Below are 20,881 nucleotides of genomic sequence, written 5' to 3'. Positions count from 1 at the left end.
GACCCGGCGACCCTCCGCGTCGCGACACCAGGGATACAGTTCCTCCCCGGCGCGAACACCGGGGCCTCCTCGCAAGAAGCAGGTGAAAGTCTCCCGGGTCAGGGACGCAGTTCGGGGATCTCGGCAGCCGGCAGGACGTCGGCGACGCGCCACAGCCCGACCCAGCTCTTCGGGGCGACCGACTCGTCGAGCAGCAGGGCGTTGACCTGCGGGTCGGGGTCGTCGCAGGCGTCGGCGACGACGGTGACCTTGAGGCCGATGTCGACGGCCCACCTGGTGGTGGACAGGACGGTCCCGGACGTAGCCACCCCCGCGACGACGATCCGGCCGATCCCGGCGGCCTCCAGCCGCTCCCGGAGATCGGTGGTGGCGAAGGCGCTGAAGCTGGTCTTGGTCAGCACGGTGTCGCCCTCGGCGGGGGCCAGGAGCGGGTGGATCTGCTCCTGCATGCCCTGCGGGACGACGTAGAAGACGGGCAGTCCGGCCGTACGGGCGGCGGCGAGGGCGTGTGCGGCGCGCTCGGCGACGGAGGGGTCGTGACTGAAGTTGTCGACGATGTACGTGACGTAGTCGAGGGCGAGGAACGCGGTGCCGGGGGCGGGGGTGGTCATGGGATTCTCCTTCGTGGAGGAAAGCGGGGCTAAAATCGGAGAGCACGCCCCGGTTAGCTGCCCACACCGTACCGGAGACCTCGCCCCGCTTAAAGCGCGTACGAGAACTCACGACGAGGGAGACCCTTAGATGCCGCCAGAGAACCGGCCCCTGCGTGCCGACGCCCGCCGCAACCGGGACCGGCTGCTGGAGGTGGCACGGGAGGCGTTCGCGGCGGAGGGGCTCTCGGTCTCGCTGGACGAGATCGCACGCCGGGCGGGCGTGGGGCCGGGCACGCTGTACCGCCACTTCCCGACCAAGGAGGGCCTGTTCGAGGCGGTGGTCCACGAGCGGCTCGACCCGCTCCTCACCGAGGCCCACGCCCTGCGCGACGCGGACGACCCGGGCGCGGCACTGTTCACGGTCCTGGACCGACTGGTGACGGACGCGGTGACGAAGGCGGATCTGATCGACGCCATCGCCCACGCGGGCGCCGAGGTCCAGGCAACGGTCGACGCGACCTCCGCCGACCTCCACCGCACACTCGGCCACCTACTGACCCGAGCCCAGTCCGCCGGCACGATCCGCACCGACATCACCATCACAGACCTGATGGCCCTCGTATCGGGCATCCTGTTGGCCCTGCGCCACAGGGCGAACGCGGGCGCGGATCCGCGGTTGGCACTGGCGGTCCTGTGCGATGGGCTACGGGCCGGAGCGTAAACGGCTCTGGCGACGTTCACCAGCGCCCGATGGGGCCGCAGGCCCCATCGGGGCGCGGGGAACTGCGCGACCAGCCACAACGGCGCCGCAGCCGGCCTCAAACAAGAAGACCTACGAACAGGCCCCGCACAGCCCCCGGTACGTCACCTCGACCTGGGACACGGTGAAGCCGAAGCGTTCCTCCGCCGGAAGATCCGCCAGGGGGTTACCGGTCGGGTGGACGTCCCGGATCGTCCCGCACTTGGAGCAGATCAGGTGCTGGTGGGGATGGTGCGCGTTCGGGTCGTACCGCTTCGCCCGCCCATCCGTGGCCACCTCTATGACCTCCCCCAGGGACACCAGCTCACCCAGGGTGTTGTAGACGGTCGCCCGAGAAATCTCGGGCAACCGCTGAGCCGCACGCGCGTGCACCTCGTCAGCCGTCAGATGGACGTGCTCGCCGTCGAGGACCTCCGCAACGACACGCCGCTGGGAAGTCATCCGCCAGCCGCGTCCACGCAGTCGCTCCAGCAGGTCACTCATATCGTTCACCTATTCAGGTTCGGTGGAATACACGGATTTTACCAGTGGACGTCCGGGTTCCGATAGGATATGGATTTGTCACACTTCTTGACTTGGACCTTGTCCATTGTAGGATCGCTTACGGCGATGGCCAAGGGACAGGAAGAGCCTCCAGTACGGCAGGAGACAGCAGCGACGTGACGGCGTGTGTGACCTCCTCCACGCGCTCCGCGTCCCCCCACCCCCAGTTCCTGAGCACGCAGTTCGTCAGCACCACCGAGATCTGCCCCGTCCGGAAGGATTCCCATGTCTGAGAACCATGACGCGATCGTCACCGACGCGAAAACCGAGGGCACGGGTGGCTGCCCGGTCGCGCACACGCGTGCCCCGCATCCGACCCAGGGCGGCGGCAACCGCCAGTGGTGGCCCGAGCAGCTGAACCTGAAGATCCTCGCGAAGAACCCCGCGGTCTCCAACCCGCTGGGCGAGGAGTTCGACTACGCGGCCGCGTTCCAGACCCTCGACCTCCCCGCCGTGAAGCAGGACATCGCGGCGGTGCTGACGGACTCCAAGGACTGGTGGCCGGCCGACTTCGGGCACTACGGCCCGTTCATGATCCGGATGGCCTGGCACAGCGCGGGCACCTACCGCATCAGCGACGGCCGTGGCGGCGGCGGCGCCGGTCAGCAGCGCTTCGCCCCCCTGAACAGCTGGCCGGACAACGGCAACCTCGACAAGGCCCGCCGTCTGCTGTGGCCGGTCAAGAAGAAGTACGGCCAGAACCTCTCCTGGGCCGACCTCATGATCCTCGCGGGCAACGTGGCCCTGGAGTCGATGGGCTTCGAGACCTTCGGCTTCGGCGGCGGCCGCGCGGACGTCTGGGAGCCCGACGAGGACGTGTACTGGGGTCCCGAGAAGGTCTGGCTCGACGACGAGCGCTACACCGGCGACCGTGAGCTGGAGGAGCCCCTCGGCGCCGTCCAGATGGGCCTGATCTACGTCAACCCCGAGGGCCCCAACGGCAACCCGGACCCGCTCGCCGCGGCCCGCGACATCCGTGAGACGTTCCGCCGTATGGCGATGAACGACGAGGAGACCGTCGCCCTCATCGCCGGTGGCCACACCTTCGGCAAGACCCACGGCGCGGGCCCGGCGGACGCCGTCGGCCCCGACCCCGAGGCCGCGCCGATCGAGCAGCAGGGCTTCGGCTGGAAGAGCACGTACGGCTCCGGCAAGGGCGGCGACGCGATCACCAGTGGCCTGGAGGTCACCTGGACCGCCACGCCGGCCCAGTGGAGCAACGGGTTCTTCAAGAACCTCTTCGAGTACGAGTACGAGCTGACGCAGAGCCCGGCCGGCGCCAACCAGTGGGTGGCGAAGAACGCCGAGGCGATCATCCCCGACGCGCACGACCCGTCGAAGTCGAAGCTCCCGACGATGCTCACGACCGACCTGTCGCTGCGCTTCGACCCGGCGTACGCGGAGATCTCCCGTCGCTTCTACGAGAACCCGGACCAGTTCGCGGACGCCTTCGCCCGCGCCTGGTTCAAGCTGACCCACCGTGACCTGGGCCCGGTCGTCCGCTACCTCGGCCCCGAGGTCCCGTCCGAGACGCTGCTCTGGCAGGACCCGCTCCCCGCGGTCACGCACGAGCTGGTCGACGCCGCCGACGTCTCCGCCCTCAAGGCGCAGATCCTCGCCACCGGCCTCACGGTCTCCCAGCTGGTCTCCACCACCTGGGCCGCGGCGTCCTCCTTCCGCGGCAGCGACAAGCGCGGCGGCGCCAACGGTGCCCGCATCCGCCTCCAGCCGCAGGCGAGCTGGGAGGTCAACAACCCGGACGAGCTGGCCACGGTGCTGCGCACCCTGGAAGGCGTCCAGGAGGCCTTCAACGCCGGCCAGTCCGGCGGCAAGCAGATCTCGATCGCCGACGTGATCGTCCTCGCGGGCGCCGCGGGCGTCGAGAAGGCGGCCAAGGACGCCGGCTACGACATCGAGGTCCCGTTCACGCCGGGCCGCGCGGACGCGACGCAGGAGCAGACGGACGTCGAGTCCTTCGCCGCTCTCGAGCCGACCGCCGACGGGTTCCGCAACTACCTCGGCAAGGGCAACCGCCTTCCCGCCGAGTACCTGCTGCTGGACAAGGCGAACCTGCTCAACCTGAGCGCCCCCGAGCTGACCGTCCTCGTCGGCGGCCTGCGCGTCCTCGGCGCGAACTACCAGGGCTCCTCGCACGGCGTCTTCACCGCCACCCCGGGCCAGCTGACGAACGACTTCTTCGTCAACCTGCTGGAGCTGGGCACGGAGTGGACGGCCACGTCCGAGGACCAGAACACCTTCGAGGGCCGCGACGAGTCCGGTCAGGTCAAGTGGACCGGCACCCGTGCCGACCTGGTCTTCGGCTCCAACTCGGAGCTGCGCGCGGTCGCGGAGGTCTACGCGAGCGACGACGCCAAGGAGAAGTTCGTCAAGGACTTCGTCAAGGCGTGGGTCAAGGTGTCGAACGCGGACCGCTTCGACCTCGTCTGATCCGCTGGTTTATTGAACGATGACGTCCGGGTCGGCCCTCACGGGTCGGCCCGGACGTTTTCGTCGATACTCGTCCCCATGTCACTGCACGAGCTGCTCAAGACCCTACGGGTGTGGTCCCCCGAGGTCACCACGCTGCCGGCCTTCGACCCAGACGCAGCCCCCACCGAACCGCTCCCCCTCTTCACCACCTGGTTCGCGGAGGCGGTGGCCGCCGGTCAGCCCGAGCCGCACACCATGTCCCTGGCGACGTCGGACGCGGACGGCCTGCCCGACGTACGGACCGTGATGCTGCACGGCGCGGACACCGACGGCTGGTCCTTCGCCTCGCACTCCGGGAGCGCCAAGGGCCGACAGCTGGCGGCACGCCCGTACGCGGCGCTCCACTTCTACTGGCCGGCGCTGGGCCGCCAGATCCGGCTGCGGGGGCCCGTGGAGTCCGCCCCCTCCTCCGAAGCCCAGGCCGACCTGCACGCCCGCTCGACGGGAGCTCTGGCCGCCGCGCTGACCGGCCGCCAGAGCGAAGTACTGGGCTCCCTGGACGAGTTGGCGAGCGTGTCGCAGGCGGCCTGGGAACGGGCGCAGCGCGAGCCGGACGCCCCCTCCCCGACCTGGACCCTGTACCGACTGCGCCCGGACGAGGCCGAGTTCTTCCAGGGCGAGGCCCAGCGACGGCACGTACGGCTCAAGTACCGCCGTACGGAGGCGAATTCGAAGACGGGTTGGGTCAGGGAGCTGCTGTGGCCGTAGGCGGGGCGGCTTCCGGGTCCTGGGCGATGCGCCCGTGCAGATGCACATCCCGGAAGACGTCCTGCCGCCCCTCCTCGAACATCGCGCCCCGCAGTGTCCCCTCGTAGCGGAATCCGCAGTGTTCGGCGACGCGGCAGGAGGCGTCGTGGCCGAGGGCGTGGCCGAGTTCCAGGCGGTTGAGGCCGAGGGTGTCGAAGGCCCAGCGGGCGCCGAGGGCGAGGGCGCGGGTGGCGACGCGCTTGCCGCGGGCCTCGGGGAGGACCCAGTAGCCGACGCGGGCGAGGCGGATGAAGGGGTCGATGTCGTTGACGCCCAGGTGGCCGAGTATCGCGCCGCTGACGGCGTCCGTGACGCAGAAGGACACCCGGGTGCCGTCGACCGCGGTCCCGGAACGGGTGCCGAGGGAGTCCCGGGCGCTGTCGAGGTCGGTGACCGGCTTCATGGGGGTGTTCCAGCGCCTGAAGTCCGGGTCGGTCAGTCCGCGCAGCCACGCGTCGACGTCGGTGTCGGAGTCCGCGCGCCACTGCCGCAGCCGCAGTCCGTGACCGAGCAGCTCGGGAAACTCGGGGATCGGGCGGGTGAGGGACCGCTCATGGATATGGGCCATCACCCTATTGAAGCCGTACGGCTGTACGACTCCCACCCCGTGGACGGAACACGGGCACACCGTCCCGAAAAGCGACCTCCAGCCCCATCCCGACCCACAGCTCACCCTCGGTGGCGTCCACCACCTCGGTCATCATCCGCGGCCCCTCGTCGAGATCGACGACAGCGGCGACGTACGGCGTCCGCTCCCCGAAGGGCGGCAGGTCATTGCGATGGACGACGGACCAGGTGTAGAGCGTGGCCAGCCCGCTCGCACCCTCCCACGCCACGTCCTCGCTCCAGCAGGACGGGCAGAACTCCCGGGGATAGTGATGCGCCCGCCCACAGCCACCACACCGCCGCACGAGCAACCGCCCGTCGGCGGCGGCATCCCAGTAGACGCGCGTGAAGGCGTCGACGTCAGGGATGTCGTACCGATCCGCGCCCATGCCTGTGCCCATGCCCACTGCGGCCCCCCTGACGACTACCCGAATCATGAATCTGACGGTGTGTCAGTCGAGTATGACCTCACCGAGCGGACACAACCAGGCCCCCTACGCCACTCGACCCACCCACTCCTCCCGCAGTCGTGATCAATCCGCAACCAATTCCGAGCTTGACCGAGACCCAACAAGTGATCAGGTGAATACGCTCAGGCACATGACCGACGCCTCGACAGCACCTTCGACCTCGACTTCTGCGGCTCCCGTGTACGTCATCGGCGGCGGGCCCGGAGGCCTCGCCGTCGCGTACGCGCTGCGGGCCCAGGGAGTGCGGGCCGTGGTGCTGGAGCGGGGGGAGCGGGTCGGGACGTCCTGGCGGCGGCACTACGACCGGCTGCATCTCCACACCACCCGGCGCCTGTCCTCGCTGCCCGGGCTGCCGATGCCGCGCTCCTTCGGCCGGTGGGTGTCACGGGACGACGTCGTGCGCTACCTCGACAAGTACGCCGAGTACCACGAGCTGGAGGTCGTCACCGGCGTCGAGGTGTCCCGGGTCGAGCGGACCGCCGACGGCACCGGCTGGCTGCTGCACGCCACCGGTGGCCGCGAGCTGACCGGCAGCGCGGTCGTGATCGCCACCGGCACCAACCACACCCCCCGGATTCCCGACTGGCCCGGGCGCGACGCCTACCGCGGCGAGCTGCTGCACGCCGCCCAGTACCGCAACGCCGCCCCCTACGCCGGCCGCGACGTCCTCGTCGTCGGCATCGGCAACACCGGCGCCGAGATCGCCGTCGACCTGATGGAGGGCGGGGCCTCGCGCGTACGGCTGTCGGTCCGTACGGCTCCGCACATCGTGCGGCGGTCCACGGCCGGCTGGGCGGCCCAGTTCACGGGCATCCTCGTACGACGGCTGCCGGTGCGCCTCGTCGACAAGCTCGCCGGCCCGATGGCCAAGGTGAGCGTGCCCGACCTGTCCGCCCACGGGCTGCCCCGCCCGGACACCGGCCTGTACTCGCGCGTCAACGCGGGCTCGATCCCGGTCCAGGACGTCGGCCTCATCGACGCCGTGCGCAAGGGGCGGGTCCAGATCGTCGCCGCGGTGGAGCGCTTCGAGGACGGCAAGGTCGTCCTCGCCGACGGCGAACACCTCGAACCGGACGCGATCATCGCGGCCACGGGCTACCTCCGCGGCCTGGAGGGCCTCGTCGGCCACCTCGACGTACTCGACGCGCGAGGCAAGCCGGTCGTGCACGGGCCGCGCGCCCCGAAGAACGCGCCCGGCCTCTACTTCACCGGCTTCACCAACCCCATCAGCGGCATGTTCCGGGAGATGGCGATCGACGCGGCACGCATCGCGAAGGCGGTGGCACGGCAGACCGCCGTACGCCACTGACCGAGCCCGGTCGACCGGGTGCGGCCGACGGAAGACGGCTGACGGAGGACGGCCGGCCGGCGCGCCGCCGGGGCCCTTCCTCAGCTTCTGTGTGCACAGCGGTTCCTGACGCAGTGTCAGTTCAGTAACCTGACACTGCGTCAGTTAATTGGCTGTCACACAGGAGCGGGCGGACCGATGCTTGGATCAACCCACGGCACCCTCACCACCGACTCCCGCCGGGCCCGGGTCATCGCCTGCGGCGAGCAGCCCTCGCCGGTCGTGCACGGCAGGCCGGCCGACGTCGACGATCTCGACGTCGGCGGCCGGCCGCTGTACGCCGGCGTGCCCGATCTCGACCGCTTCTTCCGGCCCGAGTCCCTGGCGGTGGTCGGTGCCTCGGACGCCGAGGGGCGGCCGAACACCGGTATCACCCGCCAGTTGCTGGCGTGGGCCGAGCGGGTCGGTGCCCGGCTGCACCCGGTGCACCCGACCCGCGAGGCCGTCTTCGGCATACCCTGCTTCCCTTCCGTCGCGGACCTGCCCGAGCAGGTCGATCTCGCCGTACTCCTGGTCGCCGACCCCCTTCCCGTGGTCGAGCAACTCGCCGAGGCCAAGGTGAAGTTCGCCGTCGCCTTCGCGTCGGGGTTCGCGGAGACAGGTGAGGCGGGTGCCGAGGCACAGGCCCGTCTCGCCGCCGCCGTCCGCCGCTCCGGTCTCCGCCTCCTCGGTCCGAACACCAACCTCAACGCCTTCGAGCACTTCCGCGACGACCTCGACGGCCCGGCGATCGCCCTGATCACCCAGTCCGGCCACCAGGGCCGGCCCGTCTTCGCCCTCCAGGAACTCGGCATCCGCCTCTCCCACTGGGCCCCCACCGGCAACGAGGCCGATCTGGAGACCGCCGACTTCATCTCGTACTTCTCCGAACAGCCCGAGGTGGGCGCCATCGCCTGCTACGTCGAGGGCCTGAAGGACGGCCGCTCCTTTCTCCTGGCCGCCGACCGGGCCGCCCGGCGCGGAGTCCCGGTCGTCGCCGTCAAGGTGGGCCGCACCGAGACCGGCGCCCGCACCGCCGCCTCCCACACCGGCAAACTGACCGGCGCCGACACGGTGGTGGACGCGGCGATGCGGCAGTACGGCGTGATCCGCGTCGACGGACTCGACCAACTCCAGGACACCTCAGCCCTGTTGGCCCGCGCCCGCCCCCCGCTCGCCGACGGGGTCGCCGTCTATTCGATCTCGGGCGGCACGGGCGCGCACTTCGCGGACCTGGCGACGGAAGCCGGCCTGCACCTGCCGACGCTCTCCGCCGCCAAGCAGACCGAGCTGCACGAGTGGATACCCGACTACCTGAACGTGGCCAACCCCGTCGACAGCGGCGGGCATCCGGTCGGCGACTGGCGCGGCCGGAAGATCATCGACGCGATCCTCGCCGACCCCGAGGTGGGCGTCCTGGTCTGTCCCATCACCGGCCCCTTCCCCCCTATGAGCGACAAGCTCGCGCGTGACCTCGTGGAGGCGGCCGAGCAGACGGACAAGCTGGTGTGCGTGATCTGGGGGTCGCCGGTCGGCACGGAGGCGGCGTACCGCGAGACCCTGCTCGGCTCCTCCCGCGTGGCCACCTTCCGCACCTTCGCGAACTGCGTGACGGCGGTCCGGGCCCACCTCGACCACGCCCGCTTCACCGCCTCCTACCGCTCCCCCTTCGACGAGGCTCCGCGCACCCCTTCGCCCAGTTTCCGCAAGGCGCGGGCGCTGATGCGACCCGGTCAGGCACTGAGCGAGCACGCGGCCAAGCTGCTGCTGCGCGCATACGGAATCCGGGTGCCGCGCGAGCAGTTGGTGACCAGCGCGGCGGCGGCCGTCCGGGCGGCGGGACTGGTGGGCTACCCGGTGGTGATGAAGGCGTCGGGCGGCCAGATCGCCCACAAGACGGAGCTCGGGCTGGTGAAGATCGGGCTGACCTCGGCCAGCCAGGTCCGCGACGCCTACCGCGAGCTGACCGACATCGCCCGCTACGAGGGCGTGGACCTGGACGGCGTACTCGTGTGCCAGATGGTCGAGCGGGGCGTCGAGATGGTCGTCGGCGTCACGCACGACGACCTGTTCGGGCCGACGGTGACGGTGGGCCTCGGCGGCGTGCTCGTCGAGGTCCTGCGGGACACCGCCGTACGCGTGCCGCCCTTCGGCGAGGAGCAGGCGCGGGACATGCTGACCGAGCTGCGCGGGCGGGCCCTGCTGGACGGGGTCCGGGGGCGCCCCCCGGCCGACCTGGACGCGCTCGTCGAGGTCGTCATGCGGGTGCAGCGCATGGCGCTGGAACTCGGGGACGAGCTGGCGGAGCTGGACATCAACCCGCTGATGGTGCTGCCCAGGGGGCAGGGCGCGGTGGCGCTGGACGCACTGGCGGTGTGCGGGCCGGGACCGGACCCGGACGCCGACCAGCCACTGCCCTAGCCATCGTAGGAAATGGAGCAGCACACCCATGACTTCCTCCCCCGAAGAATCCATTGAGTCATTGGTACTGCACGCCACTGACAACCAGGTCTCGTGGATCACCCTCAACCGCCCCGAAACCCTCAACGCCATCACCCCTGACCAGCGAGAACGCCTGATCCAACTTTTCTCGGACGCCTCCGCCGACCCCGCCGTACGGGCGGTCGTCCTCACCGGCACGGGGAGGGGCTTCTGCACGGGCGCGGACCTACGAGGCGGGGGTCAGTCCACCGGCGAACGGATCGCAGGTGACGTGGCACGGGTCATCCGCCAGGGCGCCCAGCGCCTGATCTCGGCGGTCCTGGACTGCGAGAAGCCGGTGATAGCGGCGGTGAACGGCACGGCGGCCGGCCTGGGCGCCCACCTGGCACTCGCCTGCGACCTGGTCCTGGCGGCCGAACAGGCCCGTTTCATAGAGGTGTTCGTACGCCGGGCCCTGGTCCCCGACGGCGGCGGCGCGTACCTCCTCCCCCGCCTGATCGGCCCGCAGCGCGCGAAGGAGCTGATGTTCTTCGGCGACGCGCTGACCGCCCCGGACGCGGAACGCCTGGGCCTGGTCAACAGGGTCGTACCGGCCGAGGACCTCCACAAGACGGCCCGGGAATGGGCGGAACGCCTGGCCACCGGCCCGACCCGAACCCTCGCCCTCACGAAGCAGCTGATCAACGCCTCCCTGGACAGCGACCGCGCGTCGGCCTTCGCCGCCGAGGCCACGGCCCAGGAGATCAACATGTGGACGGCGGACGCGACGGAAGGCGTCGCAAGCTTCGTGGAACGCCGAACCCCTCGCTACAACGGCAGCTGACTCCCCTACAGGGCTTCACTTCTGACGATCCGTCAGTTCCAATGGAACGTATGTTGGGACAAGCGGGAATGGCGGCGGCTGCCGTCCGTTATCTCAGATCGGCCGGCGCGCCCATGGTCGCGGCCCCCGTCGAAGCGCTGCCCAGGCCGGACTTACGGGCGGTCGGCGACGACGAGCGGGCGCCGGTCCCCCCGGCCGAATTCCGGCGCGTACTGGGCAACTTCGCGACCGGCGTCACCGTCGTCACCGCCCCGCCCGCCGAAGGCGAGACCGCCCCCGCCGGCTTCGCCTGCCAGTCCTTCGCCGCCCTCTCTCTCGACCCGCCCCTGGTCGTCTTCATGGTCGGCCGTACGTCGAGGACTTGGCCGCTGATCGCCCGCGCGGGCGTCTTCTGCGTCAACGTACTGGGCGCCGCCCAGGGCGAGTTGTGCCGCGGTTTCGCGAGGAGCGGCACGGACAAGTTCGCGGGCGTCGACCACGAGCCGACGCCCGTCTCAGGCTCCCCCCGCCTCGCGGGCGCCGCCGCCTGGATCGACTGCACGATCCAGGCGGTGCACACGGGGGGCGATCACTTGATCGTCGTGGGGCGGGTGGAGGCACTGGGGACGGGCGACGACGATGGGGACCCCCCGCTGCTGTTCCATCGCGGACGGTTCACCCGACTCGAGGACGACCCGGCCCCGCTCAGACAGCCGCCAGCCTCCACAGCGACGTGACTTCCGCGGCGCGGGCCGCGTGCAGGGGGTCGGTGCGGTTCCGCGCCCGGGGGTGACACGGCCGGGTGCCGATCCGGTCGACCACCCTCAGTCCCGCCGCCCCCATGGCGTCCAGCAGCTCGTCCCTGGTCCGTAGTCCCAGGTGTTCGGCCAGGTCGGACAGGACGAGCCAACCCTCGCCGCCCGGTTCCAGACGGTCGGCCAGCCCCGCCAGGAAGCCGTTCAGCATGCCGCCGTCCGCGTCATAGACGCCCAGCTCCAGGTCGGAGACGGGCCGCGCGGGAATCCAGGGCGGATTGCAGACGACGAGCCCGGCACGGCCGTCCGGATAGAGCGTGGGACCCACGACCCGAACGCGGTTGCCGAGGCCCAGCCGGGCGACGTTGTCCCGCGCGCACGCCAGAGCACGCGCCCCGATGTCGGTCGCGACGACCCGCTCGACACCCCGTCGGGCCAGGAGCGCGGCGAGCACCCCGGTCCCGGTCCCCAGGTCGAAGGCGTCGCAGGCCGTACGGAACGTGGGCAGGGGCGCCCGCGCGACCAGATCGACGTACTCGCCCCGCACCGGGGAAAACACGCCGTAGTGGGGGTGGATACGGGCGCCGAGGGCCGGCACCTCCACCCCCTTCTCCCGCCACTGCCGCGCCCCGATGACGCCCAGCAGCTCCCGGAGGGGAACCATTGAAGGGCCTCCCGGCGGACCATAGGCGTCCACACAGGCCCTGCGTACGTCGGGGGCTCGGCGCAAACCCAGCGAGTAGTCCTCCTCCAGCCGGACCAGGATCCGTCCGAGCACCCGGGCGCGGTGGGCCCGGGACCGGCGGTACGCCCAGAACGTATCCGCCGGGGTGGTTCCCGCCCGAAGCGGCTTCCGGTCGATGCGGCGTCCCATCGCCGCCAGCAGCTGACGTCCGTTGTGGAAGTCGCCCCGCCACAGCAGGGCGTTGCCTTCGCAGGCCAGTCGGTAGGCGGTGTCGGCACGCGTGCGGTCGTCAATGACGACGGTGTTCTCGGTCCATCGATTCGTGGACACGACGTAGTACTCCTCGTGATCGAACGTGCGGGGGCACGAAGAGCGCTTCGACGAGGAGGAGAGCGAACAGCAGGGTCGCGCGGGCGTCCGAGCAGAGGTAGCCAGGGACAGGCCGGTACGGCCGGTTACCGCTCCCGCGTCGAAGCGCGAGAGGAGACGTCACCAAGAACCGCACCGAGCACGCCGATCGCACCGAGAGTCACGGGGAGCCTTTCCGAGCGGGTGAGTTCGGATTCAGACTACTTGGACGCGCGGGCCCGGGCTCACGACCACAGATCTCGTAGGCTCAGGTGCTCGGCCAGGTCGGACATGACGAGCCGACCCGCCCTGCACTCCCGGTCCCGTCACCGTTCGTCATGGTCAGGCCGTGGGCAGGGAAAACCCGGTCGCTGTCGGTCAGGGATCCTGGAACCCTTTCGTCATGAACACGGATCCCGTCGACCAAGCGCGACGTCTCGCCCAGGGCCGCTTCCCCGATGCGCTCGCCGTGATCCTTGCCGGGTCGACGGCTGCCGGGCGGGCCACTCCCCGTAGTGACTTGGACATTGCGGTCCTCGTCGAGGACGGTGACGAGACGTGCCGGGAGACGATTCGGTTCGAGGGACGTGTCGTGGAGCTCTTCGTCCACACCCGTGCCGGTCTCGCAGAGCTCTTCGCGGCGGACGTCGCTGCGCGTCGTGCGGTCCTGATCAGCATGTATGTCGCCGGGATCGTCCTGGTCGACACGAACGGCGAGGCCGGGCGGGCGCGTGCCCTGGCCGAAGCGGAACTCCGAAAGGGGCCGCCGGCACTGGAACCGGAGACGGTCGAGACGAAGAGGTACGGGCTGACGGACGCGCTGGACGATCTCGCTGACGCGGGCGACCGCATGGAGCGGCTGGCAGTGGCCGGGTTCGTTCTCGACACAGCGGCCGATCTGCTCTGCGACCACCACCACGCCTGGATCGGTCGCGGGAAGTGGTTGCCGCGACGCCTTCTGGAGGCGGACGCGGAGCGTGGGGCCGCCCTGCTGGAAGGGCACCTGCACCTGTGCGAGTCGGGAGACCCCGAGCGCCTGATCGACGCAGCCATGGAGATCCTCGACCTGGTCGGCGGACCTCTCCGCGAGGGCTACCGCCGGACCTGGCACGGCGTCGTTGATCCGGTTGCCGCTGCCCCCGGACGTTGACGGGGTGTCGCGGTCCCCGCCGGAAACCCCTCAGGCCAGGGCTCCCACCACCCGGCCCACCGGCCGCCGCCGTATCACCAACGCCATCAACGCCGCCGCCGCACACAACGCCCCCGACGCATACCAGACCACGTCGTACGACCCGAAGACATCCCGCGCCATCCCCCCGAGGAAGGCCACCAGCGCCGCCCCCACCTGATGCGAAGCCAGGACCCAGCCGAAGACGATCGCGCTGTCGTCGCCGTAGTGCTCGCGGCACAGGGCGATCGTGGGCGGGACCGTGGCGACCCAGTCGAGGCCGTAGAAGACGATGAAGAAGATCATCGGAGGGTGGATCGAGGGTGCCAGCAGCATCGGGAGGAAGAGGAGCGAGACGCCGCGCAGCGCGTAGTACACCGCCAGGAGGCGGCGCGGTTCGTAGCGGTCGGTGAACCAGCCGGAGGCTATCGTGCCGGCCACGTCGAAGACCCCGATCACCGCCAGCAGGGAGGCGGCGGCCGTGATGGGCATGCCGTGGTCGTGGGCCGCCGGTACGAAGTGGGTCTGGATCAGGCCGTTCGTCGAGGCCCCGCAGATCGCGAAGGTGCCCGCCAGGAGCCAGAACGGGCCCGTGCGCATCGCCGAGAGCAGGACCTTCACCGTGCGGCGCGCCGCGCCCTGTACGGGGGCCGGCTTCGGTACGAACTCCCGCGCCCCGTACGGCTTCAGGCCCACGTCCGCCGGGTGGTCGCGCAGCAGGAGCCAGACGAAGGGGACGACCGTCAGGGCCGCCAGGGACACCGTGACCGCCGCCGGGCGCCAGTCGTACGTCTCGATGATCCACGACAGCAGCGGCAGGAAGATCAGCTGGCCGGAGGCCGAGGCGGCCGTGAGGATGCCCGTCACCAGGCCCCGGCGCTCCGTGAACCAGCGGTTGGTGACCGTCGCCGCGAAGGCCAGCGCCATCGAACCGCTGCCCAGGCCGACCAACAGGCCCCAGCACAGCATCAGTTGCCAGGCCGCCGTCATCCACACGGTCAGGCCCGAGCCCAGCGCGATGACCGCGAGGGCCACCGCGACGACCCGCCGGATGCCGAACCTGTCCATCAGCGCGGCGGCGAACGGCGCCGTCAGCCCGTACAGCGCCAGGTTGATGGAGACGGCGGCGCCGATCGTGCCGCGCGACCAGTCGAACTCCTGGTGCAGCGGGTCGATGAGCAGGCCGGGCAGGGAGCGGAAGGCGGCGGCGCCGATGATCGTCACGAAGGCGACGGCGGCGACGAACCACGCCCGGTGGATGCGGATGCGGGGCGCCCGGCCGGACTTCCGGAGATCACTGGCGGCACCAGAGGCACCGGAGGCATCAGCGGTACCGGCGGCGTCGGATGTCTCTGTTGTCGTCACGCCGTCAAGCTTCCGACCTGCGAACTCCCCGAACGAGTGGCCCAAGAGACAGCATTCGCTAGGATCGGGCCATGACCAGCATCCCCATCGCCTCCCTCCGTCCGCAAGAGGACGCGGACTTCCGGCCCCACCGCGTCGTCGTCCTCGCCCTCGACGGTCTGCTCCCCTTCGAGCTGGGCATCCCGCACCGCATCTTCGGCCGCCCCAAGGACGCCCGCGGCCGGCATCTGTACGAGGTCGTGACCTGCTCGATCCGGCCGCCGGGCCCCGTCGAGACCGACGCCGACTTCGCCATCCAGGTCGCCAACGGCCCGGAGGCCCTGGCCACCGCCGACACGGTGATCGTCCCGGCGTCGTACGAACTCGGCCCGGTCTTCGAGGAGGGCGTGCTGACCGACGAACTGGCCGCCGCCCTCGCCCACATCCGGCCCGGCACCCGGCTCGCCTCCATCTGCACCGGCGTGTACGTCCTCGCCGCCGCCGGACACCTCGACGGCCGCCCGGCCACCACGCACTGGGCCGACGCCGAGCACTTCCAGCGGACCTTCCCGCAGATCGAGGTCGACGCGGACGTCCTGTTCATCGACGACGGCGACGTGCTGACCTCGGCCGGCGTCGCGGCCGGGCTCGACCTGTGCCTGCACATGGTGCGCCGCGACCACGGCGCCGCCGTCGCCAACGAGGTGGCCCGCCGTACGGTCGTACCGCCGCACCGCGACGGCGGGCAGGCCCAGTACATCCAACGCCCGGTACCGGCACCCCAGTTGGCCACCACGACCGCCGCCCGCGCCTGGGCCCTGGCCCGCCTCCACGAACCCCTCCAACTGCGCGACATGGCCGAGCAGGAGTCGATGTCGGTACGGACGTTCACACGCCGGTTCCGTGAGGAGGTGGGCGTCAGCCCCGGCCAGTGGCTCACCCAGCAGCGGGTGGAACGGGCCCGGCATCTCCTGGAGTCCACCGACCTGTCCGTCGACCAGGTGGCCCGGGACGCGGGCTTCGGCACGGCCCAGTCGATGCGGCAGCATCTACAGACGATCCTCGGCGTCACGCCGACCGCGTATCGCCGTACCTTCCGGTCCGGGGGCGTGGGGACGGGTGGCAGCGACCGGATCGCCGGCCGGTCCAGCGGTGTCGGCAGCCCCGACGCTGTCGACGCCCTGCGCTGAGACCCGCGCCGAACTCTCACCGGAGCGCGTCTCGCCCCACCACCCGACGGCCGTCAGCACCAGCGTCAGGGCCACGCCCGCCAGGACCGCCGTGGACGGTGCCGTCACCTGGAGCAGGGCGCCCGCGAGCGAGCCCGCCGCCGCGTAACCCGCGCTGGCAGCCGCGTACATGACCGAGTAGCCCGCGGCGAGGGCATCCGCCGGAAGCGTCTCGCGCAGGGACAGATTGCGGGTGACCAGCGCGCCCGACTGGAGCATGCCGCCCAGGGCCAGCGCGGCGGCGATCCCGGCCGTGTGCGGTATCAGCGCGGCGGCGGTCACACAGACCGACATACCGCCGATCAGCACCACGCTGCGGGTGCGCAGCCGCCCCGGCCAGGCCCGGACGCCGTAGAGGAAGGCACCGAGTCCCGCGCCGACCGCCAGTCCCGTCAGTATCGGGCCGGACCAGCCCACCCCGATGCCGCGCTGTTCGAGAAGCGCGGGCAGGACGAGTTCGGCCAGGCCGAGCAGGGTGAGTCCGGCCGCACCCGTGACGTACACCGGCCAGGCGGCGACCAGCAGCCCCAGCAGCGAAAGCCCCCGTCCCTTCCCCTCCGCCCGGTGCCCGTCGTCCGGCGCCGCCCAGCCCGCCGGAAGCAGCCACAGGCCCACGATCGACGACGCCATCAGCGCGGCGGCGAGGAGCAGCGGGACGCGCGGTGCGACGCCCAGCGCGAGGCCGGTGACGGCGGCCGGGGAGACGGCCCATATGCCCGAGTTCAGCATGGACTCGGTGGACAGTGCCTGCGTCACGGCACGCGCCGGGACCAGCGTCGTCAGCATCGCGCGCAGCCCGCCGGCGACCGCGGCCGGAGCACCACCGGCCAGGAACGCGAACGCGGCGAGGGCCACGGGATGCGCCCCCGGCAAGATTCCGAGCCCCAGGAATCCGGCGGTCCCAGCCGCGAGCGCCGCCGCCAGCTGCGGACGGGCCCGGTCGGGACGCAGCCGCAGACCGACGACCGGAGCGCCGATCATCTCCCCGATCACGAACGCGGCGGCGAGTGCCGCGCCCAGGGCATAGCCGCCCGGGCGTTCGCGCACCAGGAACACCAGGGCCAGCGGGGCCATGGCCACCGGCACGCGCGCGCCGACGGAGGTGCAGGCCCAGATCAGGATCTGCTTCGAGGCGACGTCGCGATAGCTCATGGGCCGAAGGTAGAGGCCGGGACCGACAACACCCCAGGGATTTTCCGGCGCCTGTGGACAACTCCTGGCATGCCCCATTCAGAAAGCGATCCCCCGACTCGGAACCATCCCCGAGTCGGAAAGTCAGCCACCGAGGCAGCAGGTGATCCCGCGCGCCTCAGAACGTCAGCACCCCCCGAGCCACCCGCCCCGCCTCCGCGTCCCCCACCGCCTTCTCGAAGTCCTCGACCGGATACGTCTCGGTCACCAACTCGTCGAGCAGCAGCCGCCCTTCGCGGTACAGCTCGGCATACAGCGCGATGTCCCGCTGGGGCCGCGAGGACCCGTAACGGCAGCCCAGGATCGACTTGTCCAGGTACATCGACGAGACGAGGAAGGACGCCTCGGCGGTGGCGGGCGGTACGCCGAGCAGCACCGCCTGCCCGTGCCGGTCGAGCAGATCGATGGCCTGCCGTACGAGTTCCACGCGCCCCACGCACTCGAACACATGGTCGGCACCCGGCGGCAGCACCTCCCGTACCCCCTCCGTGGACGTCAGGAAGTGGGTCGCGCCGAACCGCCGAGCCACCTCCTCCTTGGCCGGGTTCGCGTCCACGGCGACGATCCGCAGGGCGCCCGCGATCCGCGCCCCCTGGAGGACGTTCAGCCCGACCCCGCCCGTACCGATCACCACCACGCTGTCCCCGCGGTCCACCTTGGCCCGGTTGAGCACGGCACCCACCCCGGTCAGCACCCCGCACCCGATGAGCGCGGCGGAGGTCATGGGGATGTCCTTCGGGATGCGCACCGCCTGCACGGCCTTCACCACCGTCCGTTCCGCGAAGGCGGAGTTGGACGCGAACTGGAACACCGGCCGCCCGCCCCGGGTGAACGGCCGCCCGGGCCGCCCGATCGCCTGCCGGCACATGGTCGGCCGCCCCCGGTCGCACTCCGCGCACGCACCGCAGTTGGCGAGCGTCGACAGGGCGACGTGATCCCCGGGTACGACATGCGTGACACCGTCCCCGACGGCCTCCACCACCCCCGCCCCCTCGTGCCCGAGCACGACAGGAACGGGAAAGGGAATGGTCCCGTCGACGACCGACAGATCGCTGTGACACAACCCCGCAGCCGCAATCGCGACCAGCACCTCCCCGGCCCCCGGCTCCCGCACCTCCAGATCGTCGACGACCTGGACCTGCTTCCCGTCGAACAGCACCCCGCGCATCAGCCAGCCCCCTTGATTCCCTTGGATTCCCTGGATTCCCTGGGCAGACCGAGCACGCGCTCGGCGATGATCGTGCGCTGGATCTGATCGGAGCCGCCGTAGATGGTGTCGGCCCGGGAGAACATGAACAGGTGCTGCGCGGCGTCGAGTTGGTACGGCGCCTCGGCCGACCAGTCCACCGGCCCCACCCCCGCAGTCGCCCCCCGTACCAGCATCGCCAGCTCCCCCAGCCGCTGATGCCATCCGCCCCACAGCAGCTTGGCCACGCTCGCCGCGCCGCCGACGTCCGCCGAACCCCCCAACGTCCGCAGGGCGTTCCACCGCATGACCCGCAACTCGGCCCACTGCCGCACGAGTCGCTCCCGTACGACGGGATCCGCCACCGCGCCGCTGTCGACGGCCGCCCGCACCACGCGCCCCAACTCCCCGGCGAACCCGATCTGTTGGGCCAGCGTCGACACCCCACGTTCGAACCCGAGCAGACTCATCGCGACGCCCCAGCCGCCCCCCTCACCCCCGACGACATGCTCCGCCCGCGCATGCGCCCCGTCGAAGAAGACCTCGTTGAACTCACTGGTCCCGGTCATCTGCCGAATGGGCCGGACCTCGATCCGCCCGGGCTGATCCATGGGTACGAGCAGAAACGAAAGCCCGTGATGCCGACTCGACCCCGCCTCCGTACGAGCGAGCACAAAGCACCAATCGGCCTCATGGGCAAGGGAGGTCCAGATCTTCTGCCCGGTGATCCGATACGTCCCGTCGGACGCACGCTCGGCCTTCGTACTCACCCCGGCAAGGTCGGACCCCGCCCCGGGCTCGCTGTACCCCTGACACCACAACTCCTCACCGGCGGCAACCGGCGGCAGAAACCGCGCCCGCTGCTCCTCGCTCCCATGCGCGAGCAACGTGGGCGCAAGCAGATTCTCCCCAATATGCCCGGACCGCACAGGCGCCCCAGACCGCGCGTACTCCTCGGCCCAGACAACCTGCTGAGTCAGACAGAGCCTGCGATTCCCGTACCCCTCCTCCCCCCAGGAGAGCCCGATCCACCCGGCCTTCCCCAACACCCGTTCCCAGGACCGCCGATCACCGGCCCCATCGACATGCGCGCAGAGCCACCCCCGAGCTTCCCGACGGAACTCCTCATCAACGGCACTGAATCCAAACTCCACGAGGCTCCCCTCCAAACGCCGGACGCCGACACCCACCCAGGGGCGCGGGGAACTGCGCGATCAGCCACAACGCACCCGCACCCGCCAGACCACACACACCCCCGAGCTACTGGGCGTTGGGCCGAGCCCCTTCCCGCGCCGCCTTCTCCATCCGCTCCAACTGCAAGAGCATCGGCATCGGATCCACTCCCACAGACCCCGGCAGAAACTCCGCGATCCGCTCCGGCGTCCACCCCCCGGAGTCAGACGCATACGCCGCCCGCAACTCCTTCGGCTGCGCCCACACCGCGATCTTCGGCCCGGCAACCGTGTACACCTGCCCGGTGATCCCCTGCTCCGCCGCACGATCGGACAGCAAATACACCACCAACGCCGCCACATCCTCCGGCTCCCCGATCTCCGCCAACTCCACAGGAACGTTGGCCGACATCCGCGTACGAGCAACAGGCGCAACCGCGTTCGCACTCACCCCGTACTTGTGCAAGCCAAGCGCAGCGCTCCGCACCAGCGAGATGATCCCGCCCTTGGCCGCGCTGTAGTTGGCCTGCGACACCGACCCCTGATGGTTGCCGCTGGTGAACCCGATCAGCGTCCCCGCCCGCTGCTGCCGCATCACCGCCGACGCGGCCCGGAACACCGTGAACGTGCCCTTCAGATGCGTGGCGACGACCGGATCCCACTCCTCCTCGGACATGTTGAACAGCATCCGCTCGCGCAGGATCCCGGCGACGCAGACCACACCGTCCAGTCGCCCGTACGAAGAGACCGCCACGTCGACAACTCGCTGACCCCCAGCCATCGTCGAGACATCGTCGGCCACCGCGACCGCGTCCCCGCCCGCGGCCTCGATCTCCTTGACGACGCCCTCGGCGACCTCGCTGGTCGGGGACGCGCCGTCCATCGAGACGCCGTAGTCGTTGACGACGACCCGCGCCCCCTCCGCCGCCGCACCCAACGCCACCGCCCGGCCGATCCCCCGCCCCGCGCCGGTCACGGCGATCACCTTGCCTGCCAAGAAGTTCCCCATGCCGGCCCCTTCCC

18 protein-coding genes and 1 pseudogene are annotated in these 20,881 nt (G+C 70.9%); 9 read left to right on the top strand and 10 right to left on the bottom strand.

Annotated elements, in window-relative coordinates; all coding sequences use genetic code 11:
* Positions 1-98: 98 nt before the first annotated feature.
* The gene (locus OG787_RS27600) at positions 99-611 is read right to left on the bottom strand and encodes an isochorismatase family cysteine hydrolase (RefSeq protein ID WP_369032994.1); all 513 of its coding nucleotides are present in this window, start codon (positions 609-611) and stop codon (positions 99-101) included.
* A 130-nt stretch (positions 612-741) separates the two neighbouring features.
* On the opposite strand from OG787_RS27600, the gene OG787_RS27595 reads away from it, so the two are divergent.
* On the top strand, positions 742-1,314 hold the full coding sequence (locus tag OG787_RS27595) for a TetR/AcrR family transcriptional regulator (RefSeq protein WP_405536756.1): 573 nt from the start codon (positions 742-744) through the stop codon (positions 1,312-1,314).
* 111 nt (positions 1,315-1,425) lie between these two features.
* Here OG787_RS27595 and OG787_RS27590 read toward each other — a convergent pair whose 3' ends face one another.
* Positions 1,426-1,836: a Fur family transcriptional regulator gene (locus OG787_RS27590; RefSeq protein WP_369033075.1), complete on the bottom strand. Its 411-nt coding sequence runs from the start codon at positions 1,834-1,836 to the stop codon at positions 1,426-1,428.
* A gap of 285 nt (positions 1,837-2,121) precedes the next feature.
* Between OG787_RS27590 and katG the strand changes: the two genes are divergently transcribed.
* Positions 2,122-4,344, top strand: coding sequence for a catalase/peroxidase HPI (katG, locus tag OG787_RS27585; RefSeq protein WP_369032996.1), 2,223 nt, complete (start codon positions 2,122-2,124; stop codon positions 4,342-4,344).
* A gap of 78 nt (positions 4,345-4,422) precedes the next feature.
* Positions 4,423-5,094 carry a pyridoxal 5'-phosphate synthase gene (locus tag OG787_RS27580; protein ID WP_405536755.1) on the top strand — a complete coding sequence of 224 codons (672 nt, stop codon included), beginning with the start codon at positions 4,423-4,425 and terminating at the stop codon, positions 5,092-5,094.
* Here the strand turns inward: OG787_RS27580 and OG787_RS27575 are convergent.
* Both OG787_RS27575 and OG787_RS27570 read right to left on the bottom strand, forming a co-directional pair.
* Positions 5,072-5,701 carry a GNAT family N-acetyltransferase gene (locus OG787_RS27575; RefSeq protein ID WP_405536754.1) on the bottom strand — a complete coding sequence of 210 codons (630 nt, stop codon included), beginning with the start codon at positions 5,699-5,701 and terminating at the stop codon, positions 5,072-5,074. The two genes, OG787_RS27580 and OG787_RS27575, sit on opposite strands and share 23 nt — an antisense overlap.
* Positions 5,702-5,705: 4 nt before the next feature.
* Positions 5,706-6,176, bottom strand: a complete 471-nt coding sequence (locus OG787_RS27570) for a Zn-ribbon domain-containing OB-fold protein (RefSeq protein ID WP_405536753.1) — start codon at positions 6,174-6,176, stop codon at positions 5,706-5,708.
* A gap of 163 nt (positions 6,177-6,339) precedes the next feature.
* Between OG787_RS27570 and OG787_RS27565 the strand changes: the two genes are divergently transcribed.
* The 4 genes from OG787_RS27565 to OG787_RS27550 all read left to right on the top strand — a co-directional run bounded on the left by OG787_RS27565 (position 6,340) and on the right by OG787_RS27550 (position 11,517).
* Positions 6,340-7,518, top strand: coding sequence for a flavin-containing monooxygenase (locus OG787_RS27565; protein ID WP_369032999.1), 1,179 nt, complete (start codon positions 6,340-6,342; stop codon positions 7,516-7,518).
* A gap of 177 nt (positions 7,519-7,695) precedes the next feature.
* Positions 7,696-9,957 carry an acetate--CoA ligase family protein gene (locus tag OG787_RS27560; RefSeq protein ID WP_405536751.1) on the top strand — a complete coding sequence of 754 codons (2,262 nt, stop codon included), beginning with the start codon at positions 7,696-7,698 and terminating at the stop codon, positions 9,955-9,957.
* Positions 9,958-9,985: 28 nt separating this feature from the next.
* Positions 9,986-10,801 carry an enoyl-CoA hydratase/isomerase family protein gene (locus OG787_RS27555; RefSeq protein ID WP_405536750.1) on the top strand — a complete coding sequence of 272 codons (816 nt, stop codon included), beginning with the start codon at positions 9,986-9,988 and terminating at the stop codon, positions 10,799-10,801.
* 50 nt (positions 10,802-10,851) lie between these two features.
* A complete protein-coding gene (locus tag OG787_RS27550) occupies positions 10,852-11,517 on the top strand; it encodes a flavin reductase family protein (RefSeq protein ID WP_405536749.1) in 666 nt (221 codons plus the stop codon).
* Here OG787_RS27550 and OG787_RS27545 read toward each other — a convergent pair.
* Positions 11,486-12,550, bottom strand: coding sequence for a methyltransferase (locus tag OG787_RS27545; RefSeq protein WP_369033003.1), 1,065 nt, complete (start codon positions 12,548-12,550; stop codon positions 11,486-11,488). The genes OG787_RS27550 and OG787_RS27545 overlap by 32 nt on opposite strands.
* Positions 12,551-12,971: 421 nt before the next feature.
* Between OG787_RS27545 and OG787_RS27540 the strand changes: the two genes are divergently transcribed.
* Positions 12,972-13,718, top strand: coding sequence for a nucleotidyltransferase domain-containing protein (locus OG787_RS27540; RefSeq protein ID WP_405536748.1), 747 nt, complete (start codon positions 12,972-12,974; stop codon positions 13,716-13,718).
* A gap of 30 nt (positions 13,719-13,748) precedes the next feature.
* On the opposite strand, the gene OG787_RS27535 is transcribed toward OG787_RS27540, so the two are convergent.
* Positions 13,749-15,101 (bottom strand): MFS transporter, encoded by a 1,353-nt coding sequence (locus OG787_RS27535; RefSeq protein WP_405536747.1) that lies wholly within the window; start codon positions 15,099-15,101, stop codon positions 13,749-13,751.
* Between the two features lie 71 nt (positions 15,102-15,172).
* On the opposite strand from OG787_RS27535, the gene OG787_RS27530 reads away from it, so the two are divergent.
* Positions 15,173-16,270, top strand: coding sequence for a GlxA family transcriptional regulator (locus tag OG787_RS27530; RefSeq protein WP_405536746.1), 1,098 nt, complete (start codon positions 15,173-15,175; stop codon positions 16,268-16,270).
* Positions 16,271-16,293: 23 nt separating this feature from the next.
* On the opposite strand, the pseudogene OG787_RS27525 reads toward OG787_RS27530, so the two are convergent.
* The 4 genes and pseudogenes from OG787_RS27525 to OG787_RS27510 form a co-directional block, all read right to left on the bottom strand.
* Positions 16,294-17,461 (bottom strand): annotated as a pseudogene (locus tag OG787_RS27525) (MFS transporter); the annotation flags it as partial.
* 157 nt (positions 17,462-17,618) lie between these two features.
* On the bottom strand, positions 17,619-18,668 hold the full coding sequence (locus OG787_RS27520) for a Zn-dependent alcohol dehydrogenase (RefSeq protein ID WP_405536744.1): 1,050 nt from the start codon (positions 18,666-18,668) through the stop codon (positions 17,619-17,621).
* Complete coding sequence (locus OG787_RS27515) at positions 18,668-19,840, bottom strand: acyl-CoA dehydrogenase family protein (RefSeq protein ID WP_405536742.1); 1,173 nt, start codon at positions 19,838-19,840, stop codon at positions 18,668-18,670. Before OG787_RS27515 ends, OG787_RS27520 begins: the two co-directional genes overlap by 1 nt.
* A 106-nt stretch (positions 19,841-19,946) precedes the next feature.
* Positions 19,947-20,867 carry an SDR family NAD(P)-dependent oxidoreductase gene (locus OG787_RS27510; protein ID WP_405536740.1) on the bottom strand — a complete coding sequence of 307 codons (921 nt, stop codon included), beginning with the start codon at positions 20,865-20,867 and terminating at the stop codon, positions 19,947-19,949.
* Between the last annotated feature and the right edge of the window lie 14 nt (positions 20,868-20,881).

It is taken from the genome of Streptomyces sp. NBC_00075, assembly GCF_045041225.1.
Lineage (GTDB): Bacteria > Actinomycetota > Actinomycetes > Streptomycetales > Streptomycetaceae > Streptomyces > Streptomyces adonidis.
This window is presented reverse-complemented; position numbering and strand designations above follow the sequence as displayed.

Excerpts from the sequence above, each read along its gene's own strand:
- OG787_RS27600 (WP_369032994.1), bottom strand. The coding sequence starts at position 611 with ATGACCACCCCCGCCCCCGGCACCGCGTTCCTCGCCCTCGACTACGTC.
- OG787_RS27595 (WP_405536756.1), top strand. The coding sequence starts at position 742 with ATGCCGCCAGAGAACCGGCCCCTGCGTGCCGACGCCCGCCGCAACCGG.
- OG787_RS27590 (WP_369033075.1), bottom strand. The coding sequence starts at position 1,836 with ATGAGTGACCTGCTGGAGCGACTGCGTGGACGCGGCTGGCGGATGACT.
- katG (WP_369032996.1), top strand. The coding sequence starts at position 2,122 with ATGTCTGAGAACCATGACGCGATCGTCACCGACGCGAAAACCGAGGGC.
- OG787_RS27580 (WP_405536755.1), top strand. The coding sequence starts at position 4,423 with ATGTCACTGCACGAGCTGCTCAAGACCCTACGGGTGTGGTCCCCCGAG.
- OG787_RS27575 (WP_405536754.1), bottom strand. The coding sequence starts at position 5,701 with ATGGCCCATATCCATGAGCGGTCCCTCACCCGCCCGATCCCCGAGTTT.
- OG787_RS27570 (WP_405536753.1), bottom strand. The coding sequence starts at position 6,176 with ATGATTCGGGTAGTCGTCAGGGGGGCCGCAGTGGGCATGGGCACAGGC.
- OG787_RS27565 (WP_369032999.1), top strand. The coding sequence starts at position 6,340 with ATGACCGACGCCTCGACAGCACCTTCGACCTCGACTTCTGCGGCTCCC.
- OG787_RS27560 (WP_405536751.1), top strand. The coding sequence starts at position 7,696 with ATGCTTGGATCAACCCACGGCACCCTCACCACCGACTCCCGCCGGGCC.
- OG787_RS27555 (WP_405536750.1), top strand. The coding sequence starts at position 9,986 with ATGACTTCCTCCCCCGAAGAATCCATTGAGTCATTGGTACTGCACGCC.
- OG787_RS27550 (WP_405536749.1), top strand. The coding sequence starts at position 10,852 with ATGTTGGGACAAGCGGGAATGGCGGCGGCTGCCGTCCGTTATCTCAGA.
- OG787_RS27540 (WP_405536748.1), top strand. The coding sequence starts at position 12,972 with ATGAACACGGATCCCGTCGACCAAGCGCGACGTCTCGCCCAGGGCCGC.
- OG787_RS27530 (WP_405536746.1), top strand. The coding sequence starts at position 15,173 with ATGACCAGCATCCCCATCGCCTCCCTCCGTCCGCAAGAGGACGCGGAC.
- OG787_RS27520 (WP_405536744.1), bottom strand. The coding sequence starts at position 18,668 with ATGCGCGGGGTGCTGTTCGACGGGAAGCAGGTCCAGGTCGTCGACGAT.
- OG787_RS27510 (WP_405536740.1), bottom strand. The coding sequence starts at position 20,867 with ATGGGGAACTTCTTGGCAGGCAAGGTGATCGCCGTGACCGGCGCGGGG.